This is a genomic window from Halomonas sp. DP8Y7-3 (assembly GCF_019801675.1).
Taxonomy (GTDB): domain Bacteria; phylum Pseudomonadota; class Gammaproteobacteria; order Pseudomonadales; family Halomonadaceae; genus Halomonas; species Halomonas litopenaei_A.
Genome location: NZ_JAHVIO010000001.1, coordinates 227435 through 251455, shown reverse-complemented (window position 1 = coordinate 251455; position 24021 = coordinate 227435). Strand labels below are relative to the sequence as shown.

Annotated in this window: 19 protein-coding genes and 4 tRNA genes; 18 read left to right on the top strand and 5 right to left on the bottom strand. The window is 59.9% G+C overall.

Translation table 11 applies throughout. From position 1 onward, the window contains the following. Positions 1–92: 92 nt before the first annotated feature. Positions 93–800: a 5'-methylthioadenosine/S-adenosylhomocysteine nucleosidase gene (gene mtnN, locus KUV86_RS01135; RefSeq protein ID WP_222483314.1), complete on the bottom strand. Its 708-nt coding sequence runs from the start codon at positions 798–800 to the stop codon at positions 93–95. Positions 801–978: 178 nt separating this feature from the next. Further along, positions 979–1851 (bottom strand): bifunctional methylenetetrahydrofolate dehydrogenase/methenyltetrahydrofolate cyclohydrolase FolD, encoded by an 873-nt coding sequence (gene folD / locus KUV86_RS01130; RefSeq protein WP_222483313.1) that lies wholly within the window; start codon positions 1849–1851, stop codon positions 979–981. 202 nt (positions 1852–2053) lie between these two features. Here folD and KUV86_RS01125 point away from each other — a divergent pair. The 11 genes from KUV86_RS01125 to KUV86_RS01075 all read left to right on the top strand — a co-directional run bounded on the left by KUV86_RS01125 (position 2054) and on the right by KUV86_RS01075 (position 12776). Continuing rightward, a tRNA-Pro gene (locus KUV86_RS01125) sits at positions 2054–2130 on the top strand. A gap of 68 nt (positions 2131–2198) precedes the next feature. Next, positions 2199–2275 (top strand) — tRNA-Arg (locus KUV86_RS01120). A 53-nt stretch (positions 2276–2328) separates the two neighbouring features. Beyond that, a tRNA-His gene (locus tag KUV86_RS01115) sits at positions 2329–2403 on the top strand. Positions 2404–2499: 96 nt separating this feature from the next. Then, a tRNA-His gene (locus KUV86_RS01110) sits at positions 2500–2574 on the top strand. A 321-nt stretch (positions 2575–2895) separates the two neighbouring features. Further along, positions 2896–4236 carry a trigger factor gene (gene tig, locus KUV86_RS01105; RefSeq protein WP_206939052.1) on the top strand — a complete coding sequence of 447 codons (1341 nt, stop codon included), beginning with the start codon at positions 2896–2898 and terminating at the stop codon, positions 4234–4236. Positions 4237–4308: 72 nt separating this feature from the next. Further along, on the top strand, positions 4309–4929 hold the full coding sequence (gene clpP / locus KUV86_RS01100) for an ATP-dependent Clp endopeptidase proteolytic subunit ClpP (protein WP_206939051.1): 621 nt from the start codon (positions 4309–4311) through the stop codon (positions 4927–4929). Between the two features lie 76 nt (positions 4930–5005). Next, positions 5006–6295: an ATP-dependent Clp protease ATP-binding subunit ClpX gene (gene clpX, locus KUV86_RS01095; protein ID WP_206939049.1), complete on the top strand. Its 1290-nt coding sequence runs from the start codon at positions 5006–5008 to the stop codon at positions 6293–6295. A gap of 316 nt (positions 6296–6611) precedes the next feature. Further along, positions 6612–9020 (top strand): endopeptidase La, encoded by a 2409-nt coding sequence (gene lon, locus KUV86_RS01090; protein WP_222483312.1) that lies wholly within the window; start codon positions 6612–6614, stop codon positions 9018–9020. A 176-nt stretch (positions 9021–9196) separates the two neighbouring features. After that, a complete protein-coding gene (locus KUV86_RS01085; RefSeq protein ID WP_206939045.1) occupies positions 9197–9469 on the top strand; it encodes an HU family DNA-binding protein in 273 nt (90 codons plus the stop codon). Between the two features lie 184 nt (positions 9470–9653). After that, positions 9654–11474, top strand: a complete 1821-nt coding sequence (locus KUV86_RS01080) for a SurA N-terminal domain-containing protein (RefSeq protein ID WP_222483311.1) — start codon at positions 9654–9656, stop codon at positions 11472–11474. A 285-nt stretch (positions 11475–11759) separates the two neighbouring features. Then, positions 11760–12776 carry a CobW family GTP-binding protein gene (locus KUV86_RS01075; protein WP_222483310.1) on the top strand — a complete coding sequence of 339 codons (1017 nt, stop codon included), beginning with the start codon at positions 11760–11762 and terminating at the stop codon, positions 12774–12776. A gap of 111 nt (positions 12777–12887) precedes the next feature. Here the strand turns inward: KUV86_RS01075 and KUV86_RS01070 are convergent, their stop codons facing one another. Together KUV86_RS01070 and KUV86_RS01065 are read right to left on the bottom strand one after the other, a co-directional pair. Continuing rightward, positions 12888–13667 (bottom strand): UDP-2,3-diacylglucosamine diphosphatase, encoded by a 780-nt coding sequence (locus tag KUV86_RS01070; RefSeq protein ID WP_222483309.1) that lies wholly within the window; start codon positions 13665–13667, stop codon positions 12888–12890. A 58-nt stretch (positions 13668–13725) separates the two neighbouring features. After that, on the bottom strand, positions 13726–14226 hold the full coding sequence (locus KUV86_RS01065; RefSeq protein ID WP_206939037.1) for a peptidylprolyl isomerase: 501 nt from the start codon (positions 14224–14226) through the stop codon (positions 13726–13728). A gap of 173 nt (positions 14227–14399) precedes the next feature. On the opposite strand from KUV86_RS01065, the gene KUV86_RS01060 reads away from it, so the two are divergent. Together KUV86_RS01060 and cysS are read left to right on the top strand one after the other, a co-directional pair. Then, complete coding sequence (locus KUV86_RS01060; RefSeq protein ID WP_222483308.1) at positions 14400–16079, top strand: glutamine--tRNA ligase/YqeY domain fusion protein; 1680 nt, start codon at positions 14400–14402, stop codon at positions 16077–16079. Between the two features lies 1 nt (position 16080). Next, the gene (cysS, locus tag KUV86_RS01055; protein WP_222483307.1) at positions 16081–17490 is read left to right on the top strand and encodes a cysteine--tRNA ligase; all 1410 of its coding nucleotides are present in this window, start codon (positions 16081–16083) and stop codon (positions 17488–17490) included. A 23-nt stretch (positions 17491–17513) separates the two neighbouring features. Here the strand turns inward: cysS and KUV86_RS01050 are convergent, their stop codons facing one another. Further along, entirely contained in the window at positions 17514–18641 is a 1128-nt protein-coding gene (locus tag KUV86_RS01050) for a DUF1853 family protein (protein ID WP_222483306.1), read from the bottom strand. An 88-nt stretch (positions 18642–18729) separates the two neighbouring features. Here KUV86_RS01050 and KUV86_RS01045 point away from each other — a divergent pair, with 88 nt between their 5' ends. The 5 genes from KUV86_RS01045 (at position 18730) to KUV86_RS01025 (ending at position 24020) form a co-directional block, all read left to right on the top strand. Further along, positions 18730–19644, top strand: a complete 915-nt coding sequence (locus KUV86_RS01045; protein ID WP_222483305.1) for a glycine betaine ABC transporter substrate-binding protein — start codon at positions 18730–18732, stop codon at positions 19642–19644. 42 nt (positions 19645–19686) lie between these two features. Beyond that, positions 19687–20817, top strand: a complete 1131-nt coding sequence (locus KUV86_RS01040; protein WP_315900951.1) for an ABC transporter permease — start codon at positions 19687–19689, stop codon at positions 20815–20817. Further along, positions 20814–21758, top strand: a complete 945-nt coding sequence (locus KUV86_RS01035; protein ID WP_222483304.1) for an ABC transporter ATP-binding protein — start codon at positions 20814–20816, stop codon at positions 21756–21758. The genes KUV86_RS01040 and KUV86_RS01035 overlap by 4 nt, the downstream gene beginning before the upstream one ends. Continuing rightward, positions 21751–22476: an ABC transporter permease gene (locus KUV86_RS01030; RefSeq protein ID WP_206939025.1), complete on the top strand. Its 726-nt coding sequence runs from the start codon at positions 21751–21753 to the stop codon at positions 22474–22476. Before KUV86_RS01035 ends, KUV86_RS01030 begins: the two co-directional genes overlap by 8 nt. Positions 22477–22811: 335 nt before the next feature. Further along, complete coding sequence (locus KUV86_RS01025) at positions 22812–24020, top strand: thiamine pyrophosphate-dependent dehydrogenase E1 component subunit alpha (RefSeq protein ID WP_222483303.1); 1209 nt, start codon at positions 22812–22814, stop codon at positions 24018–24020. Position 24021: the final 1 nt, after the last annotated feature.

The window sequence follows — 24021 nt, the reverse complement described above, 5'->3', positions numbered from 1 at the left end:
CTTTTTTTACCATTAACACCTTGGCCGGTGTGAGACCTGCCCCTACAGGAAGGACGTGATGAAATGGCCGACGCCGGTCCCAGGTGGTACTGTCAAGCTACAGATAGACGTTGAATCATATGCGACACCATCCGGCTTGAGTGATCGGCTGCCTGGATCAGGAACTCCTCGAACGACAGGTGATTGTCTCCTTGTCCGGCAATGTCCGACAGCGCGCGAATCACGACGAAGGGGCACTGGTAGAGGTGGCAGGTTTGGGCGATGGCAGCGGCTTCCATCTCGGCTGCCAGCATGGCAGGGAAGCGAGCGCGGGTCCGGGCGACCAGATCGGGGCATGCCATGAACACATCCCCGGTGGCGATCAGCCCTTCAGTGACGTTGACTTCACCCATGGCTTCAATGGACTCTCTGGCAACAGCGACCAACCGTGCGTCGGGAAGGTAGGCCGCCGGCATGCCTGGTACCTGGCCCGCTTCATAGCCAAACACCATCGCATCGACGTCGTGGTGCCTGACTTCACGTGAAATCACGATATCGCCAATCGACAGGCCCTCTCCAAAGCCGCCGGCGGATCCGGTGTTGATGACCGCCTCGGGCGCATACTGTTCCAGCAGTTGGGTAGTACCCACCGCAGCATTGACCTTGCCAATTCCCGATTGCAGCAGGACAACGTTCATACCGTGCAGGCGGCCCGTGTGAAAGGTAGAGCCCGCATGCGACCTGGTCTCCCTGTCCTCCAGTTGGCAGGCAAGCTGCGCGACCTCCTGAGCCATGGCCCCGATGATTCCGATGCGTTGCATGGTAGTCCTTAGTCGTTTGTTCCAATGAAAGGGGATGCGTTGCCAGGAAGTCGGGGCCTGCGTATTCAGCTCATGCAGCACAGATCTTGCTGTCGAGCGCTGGGCGAGGGGGGCGACACCTGCTCCCCAAGCCATTGAGCAAGTCTACGGTCTCTTCCTGGGGCCGTATAAAGTGCGTTCAGCCGTCGTTAGCAGTGTGGCCGTCGTGGATATCGGCTGCCATTAACGTATTTTCCAGCAAGCTTGCCACGGTCATAGGGCCAACGCCGCCGGGCACGGGGGTGATGTGAGCGGCTCTGCGTGCCGCCTCCTCGAAGTCAACGTCACCGACAAGACTGCCGTCATCCTGACGATTGATACCCACATCGATGACGATGGCGTCGTCGCGAACCCATTCGCCTTTCACCAGTCCCGGCTTGCCAACGGCGACCACCAGCAACTCAGCGCTTCGAACGTGCTGCTCCAGGTCACGGGTGAAACGATGGCAGACGGTCGTGGTGCAGCCTGCCAGCATGAGTTCCAGCGCCATGGGGCGTCCGACGATGTTGGACGCGCCAACAACGGTGGCATTGAGACCGCGTACCGACAGGCCGCTATGATGGAGGAGGGTCATCACCCCTTTGGGTGTGCAGGGGCGCAGAAGCGGCAGACGTTGAGCCAGTCTGCCCAGATTGTAGGGATGAAAGCCGTCCACGTCCTTGCTGGGCAAGATGCGCTCCAGAATGGGCCTGGCGTCGAGGTGTTCGGGGAGCGGAAGTTGAACGAGGATGCCGTCGATGGAGCGATCCGCGTTGAGCTGGTCCACCAGGGACTCCAGCTCCTGTTGGCTGGTGGATGCAGGCAACGCGTGCTGAACGGAGGAGATGCCAGCCTGCTCGCAGGCACGATGTTTATTGCGCACATACACATGGGAGGCGGGATCATCGCCGACCAGAACCACTGCAAGGCCTGGCGTCCGCCCGCCGGCTTGGCGGCGTGTCTCGATTTGGCGAGCAACCTGCTGGCGGACGGTGGCGGCAATGGACTTGCCATCGATGAGCTGGGCGGACATTGGCTTCCCTCAAAGTACGAATGAATGGGCGGTGGAAGGAGTGGGCACGGATTTTCGCATGCCGGGGCGGTCAGGCAAAGCAGAAGCCCGTTGGTGGACAGGAAAGTTCAACTAGCGTGTTGACTTGTCAGGAAAGTTCCGTAGAATACGCATCGCTCGCCGGGACAGCTGAAACGGTTTCGGCAGCATTGCAACAGGTCGTCGGGGTGTAGCGCAGTCTGGTAGCGCGCCTGCTTTGGGAGCAGGATGTCGGGGGTTCGAATCCCTCCACCCCGACCACAAGCGATTGTTTAGAAAAGGTTTTTCTTGGCTTTCGGGTTGTGGTTAAGATTTCGGTTGTGTAGAATGCGCCCATAGCTCAACCGGATAGAGCAACGGCCTTCTAAGCCGTAGGTTGCAGGTTCGAGTCCTGCTGGGCGTGCCAGCAAAGCGTGGCGCCTGGTTAGGCTTGGGTTTGATCCGTAGTGCTTGTATGTGGTGGATGTAGCTCAGTGGTAGAGCCCCGGATTGTGGCTCCGGTGGTCGTGGGTTCGATCCCCATCATCCACCCCACTCCATGCATTGCGGTGAGCCTTGAATCTGTCGTCTAGCGGTAAGGTTGCTGGTTGCGCTGGTGTCGGGTTGTAGATGTTAAGCGTTCAGGTTGTGGTGGATGTAGCTCAGTGGTAGAGCCCCGGATTGTGGCTCCGGTGGTCGTGGGTTCGATCCCCATCATCCACCCCACTCCCTGAAGTGCACAAAGTAGTCTGTAGAATATGTTGTTATCGCATCAGCTGACTGCCAAAGGGTGGGTCGGCTTTTCTTGTTGTTGCCTTCTTTACTCTTTCCCACCTTGAACGTCGACCATCTAGCTCTCGTGCGAGCTCGGCCTCCTGTGGTTTGGGGAGCTACCGCGAGCATGGATTGCGCGATTGCCCTTGTAAATTGTCCGAAAAGCCCCATCTAAAGGGCGTTGGCGCTTGCCAGTGCCCTGCGGGATTCTTAGAATCTCCCTTTTGACGTTTTCACAGTTTCAGTACGCCCCCAGTCGGTAGAGGATTTTTCATGCAAGTTTCCGTCGATACGACCTCCCAGATCGAACGCCGCATCAACGTCCAGGTGCCGGCCGCCGAGATTGACGAGGCCGTCGCCGCCCGTCTTAAAGACGCTGCCAAGAACGTTCGTCTCGACGGTTTCCGCAAAGGCAAAGTGCCGATGTCCGTCATCCGCCAGCGTTACGGCAGCGATGTTCGTAACGAAGTGGTGGGCGAAGTGATGCGCGAGCGCTATGTCCGCGCCATCACGGATGAGAAGCTCAATCCGGCAGGCTTCCCGCAGATCGAGGCCAAGGTCAACGAAGCCGGCAAGGATCTCGAGTTTACCGCAGTGCTCGAGGTGTATCCGGAGTTCGAGCTGTCCACCATTGAAGGTACCGAGGTAGAGCGTCCGGTCGTAGAAGTGACTGACGCTGACGTGGACGAGATGATCGAAACCCTGCGCAAGCAGAACGCGTCCTGGGAAGAAGTGGAACGCGCTGCTGAAGACGGCGATCAGGTGAATATTGATTTCCAGGGCTTCCTGGGTGACGAGCCCTTCGAAGGCGGCAGTGCAGAGGGCCACGATCTCGTGTTGGGGTCAGGCAGCTTCATTCCTGGCTTCGAAGACCAGCTGCAGGGTGCCAAGGCGGGTGAGGACAAGGTCATCAACGTGACCTTCCCCGAGGACTACCAGGCCGAGCAACTGGCGGGCCAGGAAGCTACCTTCAAGGTCAAGGTCAATGCCATCAAGGGCCAGGCGCTGCCTGAGGTGGATGCTGCCTTCATCGAAAAGTTCGGAGTCGAAGGCGACGACGTCGATGCCTTCCGCGCCGAGGTCAAGAAGAACATGACGCGCGAAGCTGGCCAGGCGGTGGAGAACCGCGTGAAGCAGCAGGTGCTCGAGTCGCTGAAGCAGGCCAACGACATTCCTGTTCCCGATGCCCTGGTGCAGCAGGAAGTGGACGGCCTGAAGCGTCAGGCAGCCCAGCAGTTCGGCCTTGGCGAAGACTTTGATGTCAGCCAGCTGCCGAATGAGCTGTTTGCTGATCAGGCGCGCAGCCGTGTTCAGGTCGGACTGTTGCTGGCTGAGGTGATCAAGGTCAACGAGCTCGAAGCTTCTGATGATGAGATCAAGGCCAAGGTTGAAGAGCTCGCTCAGCAGTACCAGGATCCGGAGCAGGTCGTTGAGTACTACATGGGCAATGAGCAGATGAAGACCCAGGTCAAGTCTGCACTGCTGGAAGAGAAGGCGGTTGATAAGCTGCTCGATCAGGCGACGGTCAAGGACGTGGAAATGTCCTACCAGCAGGCTCTCGCCGCGGCACAGCAGCAGCCGGGCGAAGAGGCAGAAGAGGGCGAGGACGCTTAAGCGTCTTGCCGAGCCGGCCCGAACGGGCCGGCTTTGTCGTTTTGCCACACACGGATGCGAGGACACATCTCCATGAACACCGAGTTCGATATACATGCTGCTGGCGGCCTAGTGCCCATGGTGGTCGAGCAGAGCGCTCGCGGCGAGCGCGCCTACGACATCTACTCGCGCTTGCTCAAGGAACGGGTGATCTTCCTTGTGGGGCCCGTAGAAGACTACATGGCCAACCTGCTGGTGGCGCAGCTGCTGTTCCTTGAGTCCGAGAATCCCGACAAGGACATCCACCTCTACATCAATTCTCCGGGTGGATCGGTCACCGCCGGGATGTCGATCTACGACACGATGCAGTTCATCAAGCCCGATGTGTCGACGGTCTGCATCGGACAGGCCGCCAGCATGGGTGCTCTGTTGCTGGCCGGTGGTGCCGCAGGTAAGCGCTACTGTTTGCCCAACTCGCGCATGATGATTCATCAGCCGCTGGGTGGCTATCAGGGGCAGGCGTCGGACATCGAGATCCACACCCGTGAAATTTTGGGGATCCGCGAGCGACTGAATCAGATCCTGGCACACCATACGGGCCAGGATATCGAGACCATCGCCAAGGATACCGATCGCGACAACTTCATGAACGGAGCACAGGCTGCCGAGTACGGCCTGATCGACGCAGTGCTGGATAAGCGTCCTGCATCCTGATAGCGTGATAGTTTGCGCGATGACTACGTGATTACCGGTGGCCCTGCGGGGCTGCCGCTGCCAGAGAGGTACGCGAATGGCCGACGGCAAAGGCAAGGACGACAACGGTAAGCTTCTGTATTGCTCATTCTGTGGCAAGAACCAGAATGAAGTGCGCAAGCTGATTGCCGGTCCGTCTGTATATATCTGCGATGAGTGTGTCGATCTGTGTAATGACATCATTCGCGAGGAAGTTCTCGATGCCGATGCCGAGAGCGACGAGGAGCGTCTGCCCGTTCCACGCGAAATTCGACATACTCTCGATGACTACGTGATTGGTCAGGACCGCGCCAAGACGGTGCTGTCCGTGGCCGTCTATAACCACTACAAGCGTCTTCGTCATAGCGGCAAGGACGACGTGGAGCTCGGCAAGTCGAACATTCTGCTGATTGGTCCTACCGGCAGCGGCAAGACGCTTTTGGCCGAGACGTTGGCGCGCCTGCTCAACGTGCCGTTCACCATCGCGGACGCCACCACCTTGACCGAGGCTGGCTACGTTGGTGAAGACGTCGAAAACATCATTCAGAAGCTTCTGCAGAAGTGTGATTATGATGTCGACAAGGCTGAGCGCGGTATCGTCTACATCGATGAGATCGACAAGATTTCTCGAAAGTCCGATAACCCGTCCATCACTCGCGATGTCTCCGGTGAAGGTGTCCAGCAGGCCTTGTTGAAGCTGATCGAGGGCACTACGGCCTCGGTGCCGCCCCAGGGTGGTCGGAAGCATCCGCAGCAGGAATTTCTCCAGGTGGATACCGGTAACATCCTGTTCATCGTTGGCGGTGCGTTCGCCGGTCTGGACAAGGTGATACGTGATCGCGCCGAGACCGGTGGCATCGGCTTCAACGCTGAGGTCAAGAGCAAGGACGAGTCCAAGGGAGTGGGTGATCTGCTGCTCGAGGTCGAGCCCGAGGATCTGGTCAAGTTTGGTCTGATTCCCGAGTTCGTCGGACGTTTGCCGGTGATTGCCACCCTGACCGAGCTGACCGAGGATGCGCTGATACAGATCCTCACGGAGCCCAAGAACTCTCTGGTCAAGCAGTATGCTCGCCTGTTCGATATGGAAGGCGTCGAGCTGGACTTCAGAGAGGACGCCCTGCGCGCCGTGGCGCACAAGGCGATGGCTCGCAAGACCGGAGCACGTGGACTGCGCTCTATCCTCGAGTCCGTATTGCTTGACACGATGTATGAGATTCCCTCCCTTGAGGGCGTCAGCAAGGTGGTCATCGACGCGTCTGTCATTAGTGGCGAGAGCGATCCGCTGCTGATCTACAGCCAGAGCGAAGATACCGAGGAAGCCGCGCGGGTGGATGGTACCGACGGCTAACCTGCCGCTGTCGACTCGCGACGCCGACAAAGGGGCCGCTGATGCGGCCCCTTTGTCTGCCGGGCTTGATATCCGGGCTTGATATCCGGGCATTGCCTTAAGGAGACTGTCTCAAGGGCATGGTCTCAAGGGCATGGTCTTAAGGGCATTGTCTCAAGAGATGTGTCCTGCGAGCCTAGTCTTTCGCTTTCTGGTCGACGGGCTTCGACTGCCGGTGGCAGGTATCACAGCATTCCGGCAGGTGTTTCCCCTTGCAATACCTCGGGGGTGCCCCCATCCCTCAGGTTTCACCCGCTAAGTTTGAGGAACGTCTGCGATGCAGCAGAACGCCGAACAGACTATGAGTCTGCCCCTTTTGCCACTGCGTGACGTAGTGGTATACCCGCAGATGGTCATCCCGTTGTTTGTCGGCAGAGAAAAGTCGATCCAGGCACTGGAAGCTGCCATGGCGGATGACAAGCGGGTCCTGCTGGTTGCTCAGCGCGAGGCCAGCAAGGACGATCCGGACAACGAAGACCTGTTCGCCATTGGTACCGTTGCCGAGATCATGCAGCTGTTGAAGCTGCCCGACGGTACTGTGAAGGTCCTGATCGAGGGTGAGTCTCGCGCAGACATTCGCGACATCTCCCTTGCCGAGGACGGCCACTCTCGGGCTGAGGTCGTGTTACGCTCCAGCGAGCCACTGAGCGAGCGCGAGCAGGAATCGCTGGTACGCGTGCTGCTCAATCAGTTCGAGCAGTACGTCAAGATGTCGAAGAAGGTACCCAACGAGGTGCTGAATTCGCTGTCTGGCATCGAAGATCCCAGCCGGCTTGTGGACACCATCTGTGCCCATCTGTCGTTGAAGATCGGTGACAAGCAGGAGCTACTCGAAATGGATCGCGTGCGCGATCGTATCGAGCACCTGATGGCACTGATCGAGGCGGAAATCGACCTGCTGCAGGTCGAGAAGCGTATTCGCTCGCGCGTCAAGGACCAGATGGAGAAGTCCCAGCGCGAGTACTATCTGAATGAGCAGATGAAGGCCATTCAGAAGGAGATGGGCGAGCTCGAGAACGCGCCGAACGAGGCGGACAAGTACGAGCAGGCCATCAAGGATTCCGGTATGCCGAAAGAGGCTGCCGACAAGGCCAACCAGGAGCTGGGCAAGCTGCGTATGATGTCGCCGTCCTCCGCCGAGGCGACGGTGGTGCGCTCCTATCTCGACTGGTTGGTCTCAGTGCCCTGGAAGAAGCGTACGCGGGTCAAGCACGATCTGCTGAACGCGCAGAAGGTTCTGGATGAAGACCACTATGGTCTTGATGAAGTGAAGGAACGCATTCTTGAGTACCTCGCGGTGCACAAGCGTGTGAAGAAGCTGAAGGGACCGGTGCTATGTCTGGTTGGGCCGCCCGGTGTGGGCAAGACCTCCCTTGGCAAGTCGATCGCTCGAGCCACCAATCGTAAATACGTGCGCTTGGCACTTGGCGGCGTGCGTGACGAGTCCGAGATTCGTGGCCACCGCCGTACCTATATTGGCTCGCTGCCTGGCAAGCCCATTCAGCGTATGGCCAAGGCAGGGGTAAAGAACCCGCTGTTCCTGCTTGACGAGGTCGACAAGGTCGGTATGGATCACCGCGGTGACCCGGCGTCGGCACTGCTCGAAGTGCTTGATCCCGAGCAGAACAACGCCTTCAGCGATCACTACCTCGAGCTCGACTACGACCTCTCTGAGACCCTGTTCATCTGTACCGCGAATTCGATGAACATCCCCGGGCCGCTGCTCGACCGGATGGAGGTGATTCGCCTGCCGGGCTACACCGAGGACGAGAAGCTGGCGATTGCCACCCGTTACCTGGTGCCCAAGCAGCTTGCTGCCAATGGCTTCAAGGAAGACGAGCTGGTGTACAGTGAAGCGTCGCTCCTTGAGTTGATCCGCTACTACACCCGCGAGGCAGGTGTTCGTGAGCTGGAGCGGCAGATTGCCAAGGTCAGCCGCAAGGTGCTGCGTGAGCGTCTCGAGAAAGAAGGCAAGGAAGGGGCGCTGGGCTCCCAGACGCTGGCGGCAGAGGATATCGAGACTTACGCTGGCGTGCGACGCTACAGCTACGGTCTGGCCGACAAGCAGGATCAAGTGGGGCGGGTGACCGGCCTTGCCTGGACATCGGTAGGCGGCGAGCTGCTCAACATCGAGTCGGTAGTAATGCCTGGCAAGGGGCGCATCAACAAGACGGGCTCTCTTGGCGATGTGATGAAAGAGTCCGTCAGTGCTGCCCAGACCGTCGTCAGGGCCCGTGCTGAAGCGCTGGGGATCGATCCGGAGCGTTTCGAGAAGGAAGATCTGCATATCCACGTGCCTGAGGGCGCGACTCCCAAGGACGGTCCCAGTGCTGGCATCGCCATGGTCACCGCGATGGTGTCCGCCTTCTGTAATCGTCCTGTGCGCTGTGATGTGGCCATGACGGGCGAAGTCAATCTCCGTGGCGAAGTCATGCCTATCGGTGGGTTGAAGGAGAAATTGCTGGCCGCCAGGCGTGGTGGTATAAAGACGGTGCTAATACCGGAAGAGAACCGCAGAGATCTCAAGGAAGTCCCTGATAACATCAAGGACGCCCTGACGATTCATCCGGTTCGCTGGATTGATGAGGTGTTGGAGGTCGCGCTGTCAAAAAACACGGATCATAATTCCGATGATTCGGTTTCGACGGATTCGACTGCAACTCACTCAATGGTCAGTACACACTAGTGACATTTTTTCCATGATTCCGGCCTGGAAATGCCGGAATCATGCGGATTGGCAAGGAAGGTTGCTTGACAGGTCTTTCGTCGCATTGCTATAAATTGTCGCCATGCTGCGATCGTGCCTGTCGGCCAAAAAATCGCCGTTTTGTATCTTTTTCTGTAATAGTCAAGGGGTGAAGTGTGAACAAGTCCGAGCTGATTGATGCCATTGCCGCGTCTGCCGATATTCCGAAGGCTGCTGCTTCCCGTGCGCTGGATGCCATGGTCGAGTCCGTGACCGAAACCCTGAAGAAGGGCGACAGCGTTTCACTGGTTGGCTTCGGCACCTTTTCCGTCAAGGATCGTGCCGCACGCACCGGTCGTAACCCGCAGACGGGTCAGCCGATCGAAATCAGCGCTGCCAAGGTGCCTAGCTTCAAGGCCGGCAAGGCTCTGAAGGATTCCGTCAACTGATTGACGAGTGACTGGCCTTGGGCCAATCCTCGCAACGTTGACACGAGCGTAGTGTCATCCGCTGACACTTCTCTCGCCAAGGGCGCATCGCTATCGCGGTGCGCCTTTTTCATGAGTTTGGGTGTGGTACCTTGACCGTTGTTGCCAGGCCAAGCGTAACCCCCAACCTTTCGCAGAGGCTTTCATGCTGCAGAGTATTCGCGACCGATCCCAAAGTTGGATCGCAAAGATCATTATCGGGGCCGTGGTCGTTACCATGGCGCTGTTCGGCGTAGAGTCGCTGATCGGTTTGTTTGGCCAGTCCGGTGACGAAGTGGCCAAGGTCAACGGCCAGCCAATCAATCGTCAGCAGGTCGAGGTTAACGTTCAGCGTGCCATGCGGGCCAACCAGGTGCCGGCTGACCAGGAGAGAGCGCTGCGTCGTGAGGTGCTTGAAGGGTTGATCAGCGATCGCCTGATGATCAGCTACGCGGAGTCCGGTGGTCTTGCGGTGTCCGACAATCAGCTGGATCAGCTGATCGTCAGTCGCCCCGAGTTTCACAATGCCGATGGTCAATTCGACCAGGAGCTATTCCGTCAGCGCCTTGCCAGTGTTGGGTATACACCGCTGTCGTTCCGCGAGCAGCTGAGCCGAGACGTGATGCGTGGCCATATTCAGCAGGGGTTGATCGCCAGCGACTTCACCTTGCCCGCTGAGCAGCAGCGTCTTGCCCAGTTGCAGCGTCAGACGCGTACCTTCCGCTACCACACCATGGATGCTAGTGAACTGGACCAGCAGGTCAGCGTCAGTGATGCTGAGATGTCTGCCTATTACAGTGAGCATCAGCAGGACTTCCTGCGCCCTGAGCAAGTCCAGCTTGCCTACGTGCTGCTTGATCAGGAGGCCATGGCGGCGGACGTGGAGGTCTCCGAAGACGAGCTCCGCGCGGCATGGGAAGCCAGCGCCGAAAACGCGGACCGTCGCGTTTCACACATCATGGTGACGTTTGGTGACGAGCGCACGCGGGATGAAGCCGAAGCGAGAATCGCCGACGTGCAATCGCGTCTGGATCAGGGAGAGGATTTCGAGACCCTGGCCGCAGAGTTTTCCGATGACACCACGACCAGCGATGCCGGCGGTGACCTGGGTGTCATCACCCGCGGCATTTTTGGTGATGAGTTTGAGCAGGCGGCCTTTGCCCTTCAGCAGGGCCAGGTATCTGACGTGGTGGAAACCGACAATGGTCTGCACCTGATCAAGGTGACGGAGCTGGACCGCCCTGACTTCGAGCAAGAGCGTGATCGACTCCGTGATCGCTTGGCTCAAGAGCAGGTCAGGGACGACTTCAACGACAAGGCTCAGCAGCTGATCGACGAGAGTTTTGCCGCAGATGATCTGCAAAGCGTAGCGGACGCCATCGGGGTGGATCTGGTCACCACGGACTGGGTCAGCCGCGATAGCGCCGAGGGCGTGTTGGCGGAGCCCGGCGTCATGGATCAGGCGTTTTCCGAGGAAGTGCTGGACGAAGGCTTCAATAGTGAAGTCATCGAGTTGGACGGCTCGCGTCGCCTGGTTCTGCGGGCGCTGGATCATCGCGATGCCACCACGCTGCCGCTGGAAGAGGTCAGCAGCGACGTCGAGGCGGCCGTTCGTGGCGCCAAGACTCGTGATGCGCTGATCGAGTTGGCATCCGAGCGTGTTGCTCAACTGCAGGGCGGGCAGTCGCTGGAACTTGATTGGCAGCAGGCTGATGCGATCAGCCGGCAGGACGCGCCCAGCGTGCCGGACGCCGTGCTGACGACGGCCTTCAAACTGCCTCATCCCCAAGAAGGTGGTGTCGTTTACGGTCGTGCAGTGGAGGGTGATCAGGTCACCCTGATAGCGCTGGATGCCATCGGCGAAGCACAGGGCAACCCGCAGATGGAGCAGTTTGTCTCCAGCATGGCCGAGCGCCTTCGCGCCCAGGCAATTCTTGATGGGCTGCTCAGCCACCTCGAGGAGGTGGGCGATATAGAGCGCTATTAAGCCAAGGTGGTGGGAGACGGGTGATACGGCCCCCGCCGCAACGCAGAACAAGGAGCACCCTAGGGTGCTCCTTTTCTATGGAGGGTTGATCCATCGAAGAGCATCATCGTCCCGGTGTTTAAACCGTGTGACAGGTGGGTTGTCACGGCGGGCTGTCACCTCGTTGCGGTGGTGCGCTAGCGCGATGGGCCGTGACATGATGACAGTCGTGAGAGGGCTCTGGCCATGCTTTATACCGTTATCTTCGCTGGCTGCCCATGGGTTTGAGGAGACCTTGTGTTAACCATGAAACCACTGAAAAGCGTGCCGACACACGTTGTCACGGGCTTTCTTGGCAGTGGCAAGAGTCAATTGATTCGTCATTGGATCGAGCAGAAGCCCGAGCATGAACGCTGGACCATTTTGGTCAATGAGTTTGGTCAGGTCGGGGTCGATCAGGCGCTGCTTGGTAAGACGCCGGGTGTACATGTCCAGGCAGTACCTGGAGGCTGTCTGTGCTGCCAGGTCGCCACGGTGTTTCGCTCGGTGCTGGTTCAGACACTCCGGCGTGAGCGTCCAGATCGACTGTTGATCGAGCCGTCAGGCCTGGGTCACCCCGCGGGGTTGCTCGAGGTATTGAGCTCCGGTGACTTGGCGGACGCGCTAACGCTGCAGGCAGTGGTGGCGGTCCTAGATCCCCGTCGGGTCGCTGACGCTCGGGTGGTGGCACATGACACCTTCAAGCAGCAGCTGAGCGTGGCCGATGCCTGGGTGCTGTCAATGACGGATCTTGTCCGTTCAGACGATCATGCGGTCTTTGAGCGTTGGCGAGAATGCCAGTCCCAGGTGCCAGGCGTCGTCATCCAGAGTGACCACCACGGGCTGCCGTTGAGTTGGTTGCTGGATCTTGCGCCACGCACTGCGCTTGCGGGTGCGCGTGGGGGAGCGAGGCCCGCTGAACACGCGCTGGTGGCGCGCTTGCCAAGCGAGGATGTCGAGCCAGTCTTGCCCTTGGCGGGTCCTGGGACTCGCCGTGAGGGGCAAGGACTAGGCTATCGTTCGGTCAGTTGGTGCTGGCACCCTGATGAATCTTTTGAGGAGCAAGGTCTGCATGGCTGGTGGCAGGGCTTGCCATCGCCATGTCGGGGCAAGGGGGTCATGCGTACCCTCGCTGGCTGGCTGGTGTTGCCAGCAGGGGAGCAGCGAGAGCGCTGGGGGCAGTGGCAGCAAGACTCGCGGCTAGAGCTCATCTGGCCTGTTGATCTGCCGATGGATATCGACGCCTTGAGCTCGGCGCTTGAGGCCTGTCGCGTGACGAAGTAAGGGAGGGCGTCAGCGTTTCCTGCCCATGGAAGCCGCTGGCGGCGTGTTGGTGCCGCCAGTGGTGTCTCGCCAGTGCAGACAGGCGGGGCCTGCGCACGATCGGTGTCTTGCTCAGAAGGTGAAGCGATTGAGAGCAGGAGCGCCATCGCCGTCGATGCGTACTTCCCACCCTTCGTTGCTCGACCAGTCGCCGATTACCATGCGTTGGCCCTGGGTCTTGCTGCCATCCGCCGCGGTGAGCGTCAGTGGATGCACGTCGGGCCTGTGCGTGTGTCCGTGGATCAGACGCTTTACATCATGCTGCTGCATCGCCGACAGGACTTCGTCAGGTGTCACGTCCATGATGTCGGCGGCCTTCGTGCTATTGGCTTCACCGGACTGCTGACGGAGTTGGCTGGCCAGCGCCAATCGCTCGGGAATCGGCATCGCAAGGATGGAAGCCTGCCACTGGGGATCCCTTGCCTTAACCCGGAAGGCCATGTAGGCCTCGTCCCGGGTGCAGAGGCTGTCACCATGCATCAACAGCGTCGGTTCACCGCCAAGCTCGATCCGCTGAGGGTCATTCAGCAAGGTGGCACCGGCTCGCTCGGCAAAGTCGCTGCCCAGCAGGAAGTCTCGATTGCCGTGCATCAGGTAGATGCGCGTGCCCCGATCGCTGGCTGCCTTGAGCTGGTCGGCGACCGCGCAGGCGAGGCGGGCATGGCCACTGGGGTCAGCATCCCCCAGCAGCATCAGGTCATCGCCGATCCAGGCGTCGAAGATATCGCCAAGCAGATACAGATCGACGTCGGTGCCGCGATTTTCCTCGAGCCACGCCAAAAATCCACGGGTAATGTCAGGGGCACCGGGGTGCAGATGGAGATCCGAGATCAGAAGTGTCGTCTTGCCCATGGCGTAATCCTTGACCCTCCAGGCCAAGCATGGGCCTGGAGAGGGCTGAGGTGGGTGTTTAGGCGTCGTCCTTGATATAGGCGCGCTGAATGATCACATCCTCGGCCGGGACGTCAGCGTGCATGCCGCGACGAGTGGTGGAGACACCCTTGATGCGATTGACGACTTCCATGCCCTCGACCACGCGGCCGAAGACGCAGTAGCCCCAGCCTTGCATGTTCTTGCCGGTATGATTCAGGAAATCATTGTCGGCAACGTTGATAAAGAACTGCGCAGTGGCAGAGTGGGGGTCCTGGGTCCGCGCCATGGCGAGGGTGCCAGTCACGTTCTTCAAGCCGTTGTCGGCTTCATTTTCGATCGGAGCGTGGGTCTGCTTCTGCTCGAAGTTGCTGTCGAAGCCACCGCCCTGGACCATGAAGCCGTCGATCACGCGATGGAACAGGGTGCCATCATAAAAGCCTTCGCGAACGTACTGCTCGAAGTTGGCAGCGGTTTTCGGCGCTTCGTCGTGGTTGAGCTCGATCGTGATGTCGCCGAAATTGGTCTGCAAGATGATCATTGAGTGGTCCTGTTGGGTGTGTTGTGCCTGTCGGCACCTTTCTCGTTCTCTGCACGGCTTGGCGCCGTGCCCTAGCGTGACGCTATAATAGCGGTTTTGCTTCGCAGCGCGAAGTCGGGGGGCGACCGCTAGCCCCTCAACGCCCGTACACCACCAGAGGTTGATCCATCAACATGACCACCGAGACAAGCAGCGCGCCGAATTTCATTCGCAACCAGATTCGCGAGGAAATCGAGAGCGGACAGTCGCAGAAGATCGTGACGCGCTTTCCCCCGGAGCCCAATGGCTTTCTGCATATCGGCCACGCCAAGTCAATCTGTCTCAATTTCGGGCTCGCGGAGCAATTCGGTGGTGACTGTCATCTGCGCTTTGATGACACCAACCCGGCCAAGGAAGAACAGGCCTATATTGACGCCATCAAGGAAGACGTCAGCTGGCTTGGCTTTCAGTGGGCGGGAGACATTCGCTTCGCCTCTGACTACTTCGATCAGCTGTACGCCTGGGCGCAGTATCTGATCCAGGAAGGCAAGGCCTATGTCGACGATCTGTCACCAGACGAGATTCGCGAATACCGCGGTACGCTGACCGAGGCTGGCCGCCCAAGCCCGTATCGCGACCGCAGTGCCGACGAGAATCTTGATCTGCTGGAGCGTATGCGCCAGGGCGAGTTCGCCGAAGGCGAGAAGGTGTTGCGGGCCAAGATCGACATGGCGTCGCCCAACATCAACCTGCGCGATCCGATCCTCTATCGTATTCGGCATGCCCATCACCACCAGACCGGAGACAAGTGGAAGATCTATCCTTCCTATGACTTCACCCACGGTCAGTCCGATGCCATTGAGGGGATTACGCACTCTGTCTGCACCCTCGAGTTCGAGGACCACCGTCCGCTGTACGAGTGGTTCTTGAATCAGCTGCCAGTGCCGACCAAGCCGCGCCAGATCGAGTTCGCTCGACTCAACCTCAACTACACGCTGACCTCCAAGCGTAAGCTCAAGCTGCTGGTGGACAATGGCATCGTCGAGGGCTGGGACGATCCGCGCATGCCGACCATCTCCGGCATGCGTCGGCGGGGCTATACCCCTGCGTCTTTGCGCAAGTTCTGCGAGATGATCGGGGTGACCCGCGCTGACGGCGGCCTGGTCGATATTGCCATGTTGACCCACGCCATCCGCTCGGATCTCGAGGACAATGCGCCTCGCGCCATGTGCGTGCTCAACCCGCTCAAGGTGGTGCTGACGAACGTGGACGAGCACCACGAGGAAGTCTACGAGGTGCCTGGCCACCCCGCCCGTGAAGATATGCCGGTGCGCAAGATCCCGTTTAACCGGGAGCTGTGGATCGACCGCGACGACTTCATGGAAGAGCCGCCCAAGAAGTTCTTCCGTCTGGCGCCCGGGAAGGAAGTCCGCCTGCGCAACAGTTACGTCATACGTTGCGATGAGGTTATCAAGAACGCGGAGGGCGAGATCGAGGAACTGCGCTGCAGTGTTGACTTCGATACCTTGGGCAAGAACCCGGAGGGACGTAAGGTCAAGGGCGTCATCCACTGGGTAAGCGCGCGTCATGGCGTTCCTGTGGAAGTTCGCTTGTACGACAACCTGTTCCTGGTCGAGCAGCCAGACAAGGACAAGGACGCGGATTTCCTCGATCACCTGAACCCAGAGTCGCTGGTGACCGTGAAGGGGATTGGTGAACCGAGCTTGGCCAATGCCGACAATGAAGACCGCTACCAGTTCGAGCGAGTGGGGTACTTCTGCGCCGATCGTCACGACAGCCGTCCAGACCACCTGGTGTTTAACCGCACGGTCGGTCTGAAAGACACCTGGGCCAAGATGCAGAAGAAGGGCTGACATGCAGATCTACAACACGCTGACCCGTACCAAGGAAGTCTTTACACCGATTGAGCCCGGCAAGGTTCGGATGTATGTCTGTGGCATGACGGTGTATGACTTCTGCCATCTTGGCCACGCTCGCGTGATGGTGGCCTTTGACGTCATCAGTCGCTACCTGCGTCATCGTGGCTATGATGTCACCTACGTCCGCAATATCACCGATATCGATGACAAGATCCTGCGTCGCGCCGAGGAGAACGGCGAAAGCATCGGCGAGCTGACCGAGCGCATGATCGATGCCATGCATGAGGACGAGGGCCGCCTGTTCGTTCAGCGTCCTGACCAGGAGCCGCGAGCTACCGGTCATGTTGCCGAGATCATTGCCATGATCGAGGTGCTGATCGACAAGGGCTTTGCTTATGCTCCGGGCAACGGTGATGTCTATTATCGGGTACGCAAGTTCGAGAATTACGGCAAGCTCAACAACCGTAATCTGGATGAGATGCGTTCGGGCGCCCGCGTCGAGGTGGACGAGCACAAGGAAGATCCTCTCGACTTCGTGCTATGGAAAGGGGCCAAGCCCGGCGAGGCCAGCTGGACGTCGCCGTGGGGCGAAGGTCGTCCCGGCTGGCACATCGAGTGCTCTGCCATGTCCACCTGCTGCCTGGGCAATACCTTCGACATTCATGGTGGGGGGCCGGACCTGACCTTCCCTCATCACGAGAACGAAATCGCGCAGAGCGAGGCGGCAACCGGCCAGCGTTACGTCAATACCTGGATGCATGCCGGGGCGGTCAGGGTCGATAGCGAGAAGATGTCCAAGTCCCTGGGCAACTTCTTCACGATCCGCGAGGTGCTCGAGCAACACGACCCCGAGGTCGTGCGTTTCCTGTTGGTGGCAAGCCATTACCGCAGTGCTATCAACTATGCGCCCGACGCCCTGGGTGAAGCGCGCAAGTCCCTCGAGCGCTTTTATACCGCGCTTGATGGCATCGAGCTTCCTGCAGAAATCGAAGTGGGGCCGGGTGACTATGCCGCGCGCTTTACCGCTGCCATGGATGACGATTTCAACACGCCCGAGGCCCTGTCTGTGCTGTTCGAGCTGGTGCGCGAACTCAATCGTGCCCGCAAGGAGGCGGAGCAGAGCGATGCCAGCACCACGAGCGCTGACGTGGCCGGTCTGGCCCTCGAGTTGAAGCGACTGGGGGGAATACTGGGCCTGTTGACGCAGGACCCGGCTGCGTTCTTGAGAGGGGGGGCTGTCGATCTGTCTGACGATGAGATCAATGCCCAGATCACTGCGCGCGCCGAGGCGAAGAAGGCTCGCGATTTCGCTGAGGCGGATCGTATCCGCGATGAACTGGCGGCTCAGGGGATCATTCTCAAGGACTCCCGTGAAGGCACCCACTGGGTGGTGGATCGCGGCTGACTGTCGGCCTGGCGACAATGGCGTCAGGCCGGGCTTCGCGGTGGTAGTGGTACCTGGTGAGGCCAGCTGTCGTCGACCACAAAGATGCGTCGTCCGCTCAACGCGGACGGCGCGTTTTTGTAGGCAGCTTGCCCGCCGCGATCGATGGCAAGAATGTCCTGCTCCACACGGGCAGGGTCATCACACAGCATGACCTGCACGGGAAAGGCGTAGGTGGCGAAGTGGGCGGCCAGGGATCGACTCAGGGTGCTGCGTGGCATCCATTGTGTCGGGGGAGGTGGCGCCAACCAATGGGGCTTGGTCAGGCATGCGCCGAAGCGCAGCGTGGCATGCTGGCGGCATAGCTCGCCCCAGTGACGCCAATGACACCAGATACCCTCGAGAACATGATCGTTCGCCTGTCGAGGAGGCGGCATGTGATGCTGCCATGGGTAAAAAAGCACGCCTGGCATGGCCAGACGGGCCTTGATGGTGTCCTCGATGGGGGGTGGGTTCGGAGCACCGCCTGAATGTCCCTTGCTGCTCGCCAGTGCTTCATTCAACAGCTGTCGCCGGTGTGGTGTGGACAGTAGCGCAAGTTGATGACGCTCCAGGTGGGTCAGCTTCAGGGCCAGGCTGTCGAGCCCCCCGGGGCCGATCCATCTGCTGGTGTCATCCTGGCGGCCTGGCCCTTCTGGCAGGCCGAGAAAATACTTGATGGCAACCTCCAGATGGATCAGGCCGCCGGCGGTATCACGATAGAGCAGGTCCAGCTCGCCAAGGGTTCGGCGGTCCTCTCGAATAGGCACATTGTGTGCCACTAGTTCGGTGCCCGGTGCCGTGGCCAGCAAAAACTGCCAAAGCGCTTCATGATATTGTCCAAGCCGAGGTAATAACCCCAAGTGGGTGTCCGTGGTCGCAATGGGCAGCGGGTCAAGTGCCTGCAACAGCAGCTGGTGGCGGGCTTTGCGGGTGTGAAGGCCGAGCTCGTCAAGGGTCGGGCGGCCACCCCAGCGTGAGCGCACCAGGTCTGGTGCTTCCAGCAACCAGGCCAGATCACGGCCGGTCGGCGTCAGCGAGTTGACCGCACCCGACTGAAGGGAATGCGGCGTTGAGGATTGGCGGGGCGTGTGTCCCGGCCGATTGGCGCTTGCGGTCTGGCGTGGTGGCATGGTGGACTCACGTTGGCAGAACGTCCTGCAGGCGTTGGGTCATCTCCATATACTTCAGCATACATTCACATGGAATCAGGTGAGAATAATGAAGCGTCCCTTAGTGTCGGCCGCAGTGGTGGCCACGATGTTGAGCTCTGCCGTGGCTACGCAGACCTACGCAGATGATGCTCTGGTGGTGTCGTCCAAGATTGATACCGAAGGGTCCGTTCTTGGCCAGATGATCCTGCAGCGTCTGTCGGCGGCAGGCCTGGAGGTCGAGGATCGACTGCAGCTAGGCGGCACCAGCATCGTGCGTGAGGCGCTGCTCAATGGCGAGATCGACATTTACCCGGAATACACCGGCAATGGCGCCTTCTTTCATGACATGACCGACAGCCCCGTGTGGCACGATGCGCAACAAGCCTACGATACGATGAAGGCCAAGGATGCCGAGTTGGGCCTGGAATGGCTTACCCCCGCGTCGGCCAACAATACCTATGCGATCAGCGTGCGCGGCGACGTCGCCAGGGAAAACGGACTCGAGACCCTGGAGGACATGGCGAGCTTTATCAATGACGGCGGCGACTACAAGCTGGCCGCCAGTACCGACTTCGTTGAATCTGCCTTCGCCCTGCCTGCCTTCGAAGCGGCCTATGGATTCTCCCTCGACGATGACGACCTGCTGGTGCTTTCCGGTGGTAATACCGCTGCCACCATGCGGGCTGCGGCGCAACAGACCAGCGGCGTCAATTCAGCGATGACCTATGGCACCGATGGCGGCCTGCAGGCGCTGGACCTGGTCGTGATGACGGACACCAAGGGGGTGCAGCCGGTGTATCAGCCAGCTCCGGTGATTCGGCGTGCCGCCCTGGATAACCACCCTGAGATCGCCGCAGCTCTGGCACCCGTATTCGAGTCGCTGAGCCTGGAAACCTTGCAGCGCCTGAATGGGGATGTGGCCGTCAATGGCCTCGATCCTGCCAAGGTGGCAGCAGATTATCTGGCGACCCTCGAGGACTGATCCATTATCACGACAGTGGCAAGCCGCCGTGGCGGCAATATCGTGTTGCTGACATTGATGGCGCTGGGCCTGATCGCATGGTGGAGCTTGCCGGTGGCCAGCAGCGCTCCCAACCGCATCGTCCCGGGTGACGCTGTCTATGCCTGGCAAGTGGCGGGGCCGGCGATGGCTGTGCTGGCGAGTCTTCCCATGGCCTTGGCGGGCTGGGTCGCGCGCCAGCCCGATCCAGGATGGCGTTCACTGGGACTCGTGCTGCTGGCACTGTTGGGCCTGCCGTTATGGCTAGTGCTGTGCGTTCATCAACTTGTCGACCCGCAGCTGCCACAGGCGCGCTTGGGAATCGGGGCGGGAGCCTGGTGCACGCTGTTCGTGCTGTTGCTGGCGCTGTTGGATCTGAGGACTCGCCAGCGCTGGCCTGCAGGGCTGTATATCGCATGCCTCTGCGTACCGCTGGTTGTCACCGCGCTATGTCTTCCTCTTGGTCTCGATCGTCTCGCCCTGTGGCAGGAGTATCGGGGGCGGGCGGACGACTTCTGGCTAGCGGTGGGGGAACACCTGTTGCTGGTCGGGGCGACGGTGGCGCTTAGCCTGGCATTGGGCGCTGCACTGGCCCTGTTGATGCGTCGCCTTCCAGCGCTGCAGCGCGCCGGGTTTGGGGTGCTCAATTTCATGCAGACGATTCCCAGCCTGGCCCTGTTTGGGCTGCTGTTAGGGCCCCTGGCCTGGGCCGCGCAGCGTTTTCCGTGGCTGGATCAGCTCGGTATCAGTGGCATCGGTTGGGCGCCGGCCTTGGTGGCTCTGGTGACCTATAGCCTGTTGCCGATGGTGCGTAATACCTTTGTGGCGCTGGAGGGTGTCGATCGTGGAGTGATTGAGGCGGCACGAGGCATGGGCATGAGTCGAGGGCAGATGTTCTGGCAGGTGCGCTTGCCATTGGCGCTGCCGGTACTGCTCGAAGGCGTGCGGATTACCACGGTGCAGGCTATCGGCCTGACGGCGGTGGCCGCGCTGATCGGTGCCGGCGGGCTTGGACGTTTTATTTTCCAGGGATTGGGGCAAGCGGCGATGGACCTGGTGCTGCTCGGAGCACTTCCCATCCTGGTCATGGCCATGCTGGCCGATGGTGTGTTGGGTAATCTTTCACGGCGTCTTGGTCGGGGAGTCACACGATGATCGAACTCATTCATATCACTAAGCGGTTCGATCATACCGTGGCGGTCGATGATGTTTCGCTGAAAATAGACGGCGGTGAGTTTTGCTGTCTGGTGGGGACGTCAGGCTGCGGTAAGTCGACCACGTTGAAGATGATCAATCGATTGATTGAACATAGCGAGGGTGAGATTCACATCGACCAAAAGCCCATTCGCAGTTTTCGCGAGGACGTACTCAGGCGCCGTATTGGCTATGCGATTCAGAGCACTGGGCTGTTTCCTCACTGGACGGTCGCTCGCAATATTGGTCTGGTGCCGCGTCTGCTCAAGTGGCCGAAGTCGCGCATCGATGCTCGGGTAGAGGAGTTGATGTCGTTGCTTGGCCTGTCCATGGCCGGCTACGCCGACAAGTATCCGGACCAGCTGTCCGGGGGACAGGCTCAGCGAGTGGGCGTGGCCAGGGCATTGGCAGCGGACCCGGACATTCTGCTGATGGATGAACCCTTTGGCGCCCTGGATCCGATCACCAGGGAGACACTGCAGCTGGAGCTGCGGGATCTCCAGGCGCGGCTGGGCAAGACCATTGTCTTCGTGACTCACGATATGGATGAGGCGCTGCGGCTGGCGGATCGCCTGGTGGTGATGCATGAAGGCCGCATCGTTCAGCAGGGCCATCCGCTGCAGCTACTGCGCGAGCCTGCCAATGACTTTGTCGCTTCGCTGTTGGGTGGGGAAGACCGTGGTCTCAAAGAGGCTGCGCTGTTGCCCGTCAGCGAGCGAATGGTGCCCCTTGGGGCAGGTGGGGTGGCTCGTGAACGCATCGATCAGACCGCTTCGCTTCGCGAGGCACTGTCGGTCATGCTGTGGCGGCGAGTCGAGCGGCTGGCGGTTGTCGATGACGACGACATCCCGATCGGTGAGCTTAACTTCCGGCGCCTGGTGGGAGCCCGCGTCAATGACTGATGTCCTGACACGACGTTGGCTGATGCCTTTCGTATGGTGCGCGCTATTGCTGGTCGGCTGTCTGGCCATGTCCCTGTTCGAACCCGTCTTTCGTTGGCTTGAGCCCGACAGCCGAGACGTGGTTTACGCTCGGGTGGACTTTCTCGTCTTGCTGGGCCGTCATTTGTTGGTGGTGACCATCGCAGCTGCGTTGGCCACGCTGTTGGGCGTGCTAGGCGCGATTGCCGTTACCCGCCCGGCCGGGCGAGAGTTCCTGCCACTGGTCGCGCAAGTGGCATCGCTGGGCCAGACGTTCCCCCCCGTAGCGGTGCTGGCGCTGGCGGTACCGGTACTTGGCTTCGGCACCTTGCCCATCGTGGTGGCGCTGTTGCTTTACGGTTTGTTGCCCATCGTGCGTAACACCCTGGCCGGTATCGAGGGTATCTCACCTTCGGTACTGGAGGCGGCCCGGGGGATGGGCATGACCGGCGGCCAAATCCTACGCCAGGTGGAGCTTCCGCTGGCTGCGCCGGTCATCCTGGCGGGTATTCGCACCTCCGTGACGATCAATATCGCGACGGCAGCCCTGGGAGCCACGGTCGGTTCGAGCAACCTCGGTGATCCCATCATCTCTGGCATCGTGAACGGCAATACGGCTTACATCGTGCAGGGTGCCTTGTTGATCGCACTGCTGGCGTTGGCAGTCGATAGCGTGTTCGCACGACTTTCCTCGCGTTAGACGTTCTACGCTCGTTAGACGTTTCCCTACCGTTCGACGTTCTTCTTCTCCCGCTGGCGCACCGACGGCCTGCCTTGCAGGCTGTTTGGACGGTGCGTCTGTTCGTAGGCTGCCGGAGCTATTGCTGAAGGCTGGGTGGTTCCCAGCATGATGTTCTGGCTATCACGCTAACGACCGCTGTTATCGCCTAGATTTTCGACCAAAGTCGTGGCTAGTCACGTGAATCAGTTTACGTTAACGTCAACAACGTGCGTTGACCCCACTATGGGCGATCCCCTGGTAGGGGGAAGAAATAACGACAACACTGCCCCCATAAGGGGCAAAGGAACAGCGCGATGACAACGACCGCACAAACGCACAGCCCGGACTTTCTGGCTGGCGACGAATATTCGATTGCAACCTATGCCGTTCTTTCTCAGGACGGCACCCTGTACAACGGCGCCGAAGGCCCGGCACTGGAGCGTGACCAGGCATTGCGTATCTATCGTGCCATGCTGGCCACGCGGGTTCTGGACGAGCGTATGTTGGCGGCTCAGCGCCAGGGACGCCTCAGCTTCTACATGCAATGCACCGGGGAAGAAGCCGCTGTCATCGGCAGCGCCGCGGCCCTGGATGACGCTGACATGATCATGGCCCAGTACCGGGAGCAGGGCGCCCTGATGTACCGAGGGTTCAGTTTTGATGAGTTCATGAATCAGCTGTTCGGTAACGAGCTGGACTATGGCAAGGGACGCCAGATGCCGATCCACTATGGGTCGCGCAAGCTGCACTACATGACCATCTCGTCGCCGCTGGCGACTCAGATTCCCCAAGCCACGGGTTTTGCCTATGGGCAAAAGTTGGCCGGCGATGGCCTGTGCACCATTGTCTATTTTGGCGAGGGTGCCGCGTCAGAGGGCGACTTCCACGCAGCCCTAAACATGGCTGCAGTGCATGAAGCGCCGGTCATCTTCTTTTGCCGCAATAACGGCTATGCCATCTCTACCCCATCCGTCGAACAGTTTGCCGCCGATGGGGTGGCACCTCGAGCCCTGGGTTATCGCATGCATGTGATCCGGGTCGATGGCAATGATGTGCTGGCGGTCTACCGGGCCACCGAGCTGGCCAGAAAGATCGCGGTGGAAGACAACAAGCCGGTATTGATCGAAGCCATGACCTACCGTCTGGCGGCCCACAGTTCTTCGGATGATCCCTCCGGCTACCGCTCGCGCAAGGAAGAGGACGCCTGGCGCGCCAAGGATCCGATCCGTCGCATGCAGCTGTGGCTCGAAGCCCAGGGCTGGTGGGACGAAGAGCAGGAGAAGGCGCTGCAGGACCAACTGCGGCGTGAGGTGCTCGACACCATGAAGCGCGCCGAGAAGCGGCCGCCACCTCCCATCGACTCGATGGTCACCGATGTATATGCCGATGTGACGCCTGCCTTGCAGCGTCAGCTTGATGAGTTGAAGCGGCACGTCCGTCGCTATCCCGATGCGTACCCCCGGGGAGCGCGTTCCCTGGATCCTGCGTTAGGCCAGGATGATGACAGCCAGGGAGGAGACTGAC

What these genes read in the sequence shown, in the direction of transcription:
- KUV86_RS01030 (WP_206939025.1), top strand. Translation starts at nt 21,751, where the DNA reads ATGACTGATGTCCTGACACGACGTTGGCTGATGCCTTTCGTATGGTGC.
- KUV86_RS01070 (WP_222483309.1), bottom strand. Translation starts at nt 13,667, where the DNA reads ATGGGCAAGACGACACTTCTGATCTCGGATCTCCATCTGCACCCCGGT.
- KUV86_RS01045 (WP_222483305.1), top strand. Translation starts at nt 18,730, where the DNA reads ATGAAGCGTCCCTTAGTGTCGGCCGCAGTGGTGGCCACGATGTTGAGC.
- cysS (WP_222483307.1), top strand. Translation starts at nt 16,081, where the DNA reads ATGCAGATCTACAACACGCTGACCCGTACCAAGGAAGTCTTTACACCG.
- lon (WP_222483312.1), top strand. Translation starts at nt 6,612, where the DNA reads ATGCAGCAGAACGCCGAACAGACTATGAGTCTGCCCCTTTTGCCACTG.
- KUV86_RS01080 (WP_222483311.1), top strand. Translation starts at nt 9,654, where the DNA reads ATGCTGCAGAGTATTCGCGACCGATCCCAAAGTTGGATCGCAAAGATC.
- tig (WP_206939052.1), top strand. Translation starts at nt 2,896, where the DNA reads ATGCAAGTTTCCGTCGATACGACCTCCCAGATCGAACGCCGCATCAAC.
- clpP (WP_206939051.1), top strand. Translation starts at nt 4,309, where the DNA reads ATGAACACCGAGTTCGATATACATGCTGCTGGCGGCCTAGTGCCCATG.
- clpX (WP_206939049.1), top strand. Translation starts at nt 5,006, where the DNA reads ATGGCCGACGGCAAAGGCAAGGACGACAACGGTAAGCTTCTGTATTGC.
- KUV86_RS01035 (WP_222483304.1), top strand. Translation starts at nt 20,814, where the DNA reads ATGATCGAACTCATTCATATCACTAAGCGGTTCGATCATACCGTGGCG.
- KUV86_RS01025 (WP_222483303.1), top strand. Translation starts at nt 22,812, where the DNA reads ATGACAACGACCGCACAAACGCACAGCCCGGACTTTCTGGCTGGCGAC.
- KUV86_RS01065 (WP_206939037.1), bottom strand. Translation starts at nt 14,226, where the DNA reads ATGATCATCTTGCAGACCAATTTCGGCGACATCACGATCGAGCTCAAC.
- KUV86_RS01060 (WP_222483308.1), top strand. Translation starts at nt 14,400, where the DNA reads ATGACCACCGAGACAAGCAGCGCGCCGAATTTCATTCGCAACCAGATT.
- mtnN (WP_222483314.1), bottom strand. Translation starts at nt 800, where the DNA reads ATGCAACGCATCGGAATCATCGGGGCCATGGCTCAGGAGGTCGCGCAG.
- folD (WP_222483313.1), bottom strand. Translation starts at nt 1,851, where the DNA reads ATGTCCGCCCAGCTCATCGATGGCAAGTCCATTGCCGCCACCGTCCGC.
- KUV86_RS01075 (WP_222483310.1), top strand. Translation starts at nt 11,760, where the DNA reads ATGAAACCACTGAAAAGCGTGCCGACACACGTTGTCACGGGCTTTCTT.
- KUV86_RS01050 (WP_222483306.1), bottom strand. Translation starts at nt 18,641, where the DNA reads ATGCCACCACGCCAGACCGCAAGCGCCAATCGGCCGGGACACACGCCC.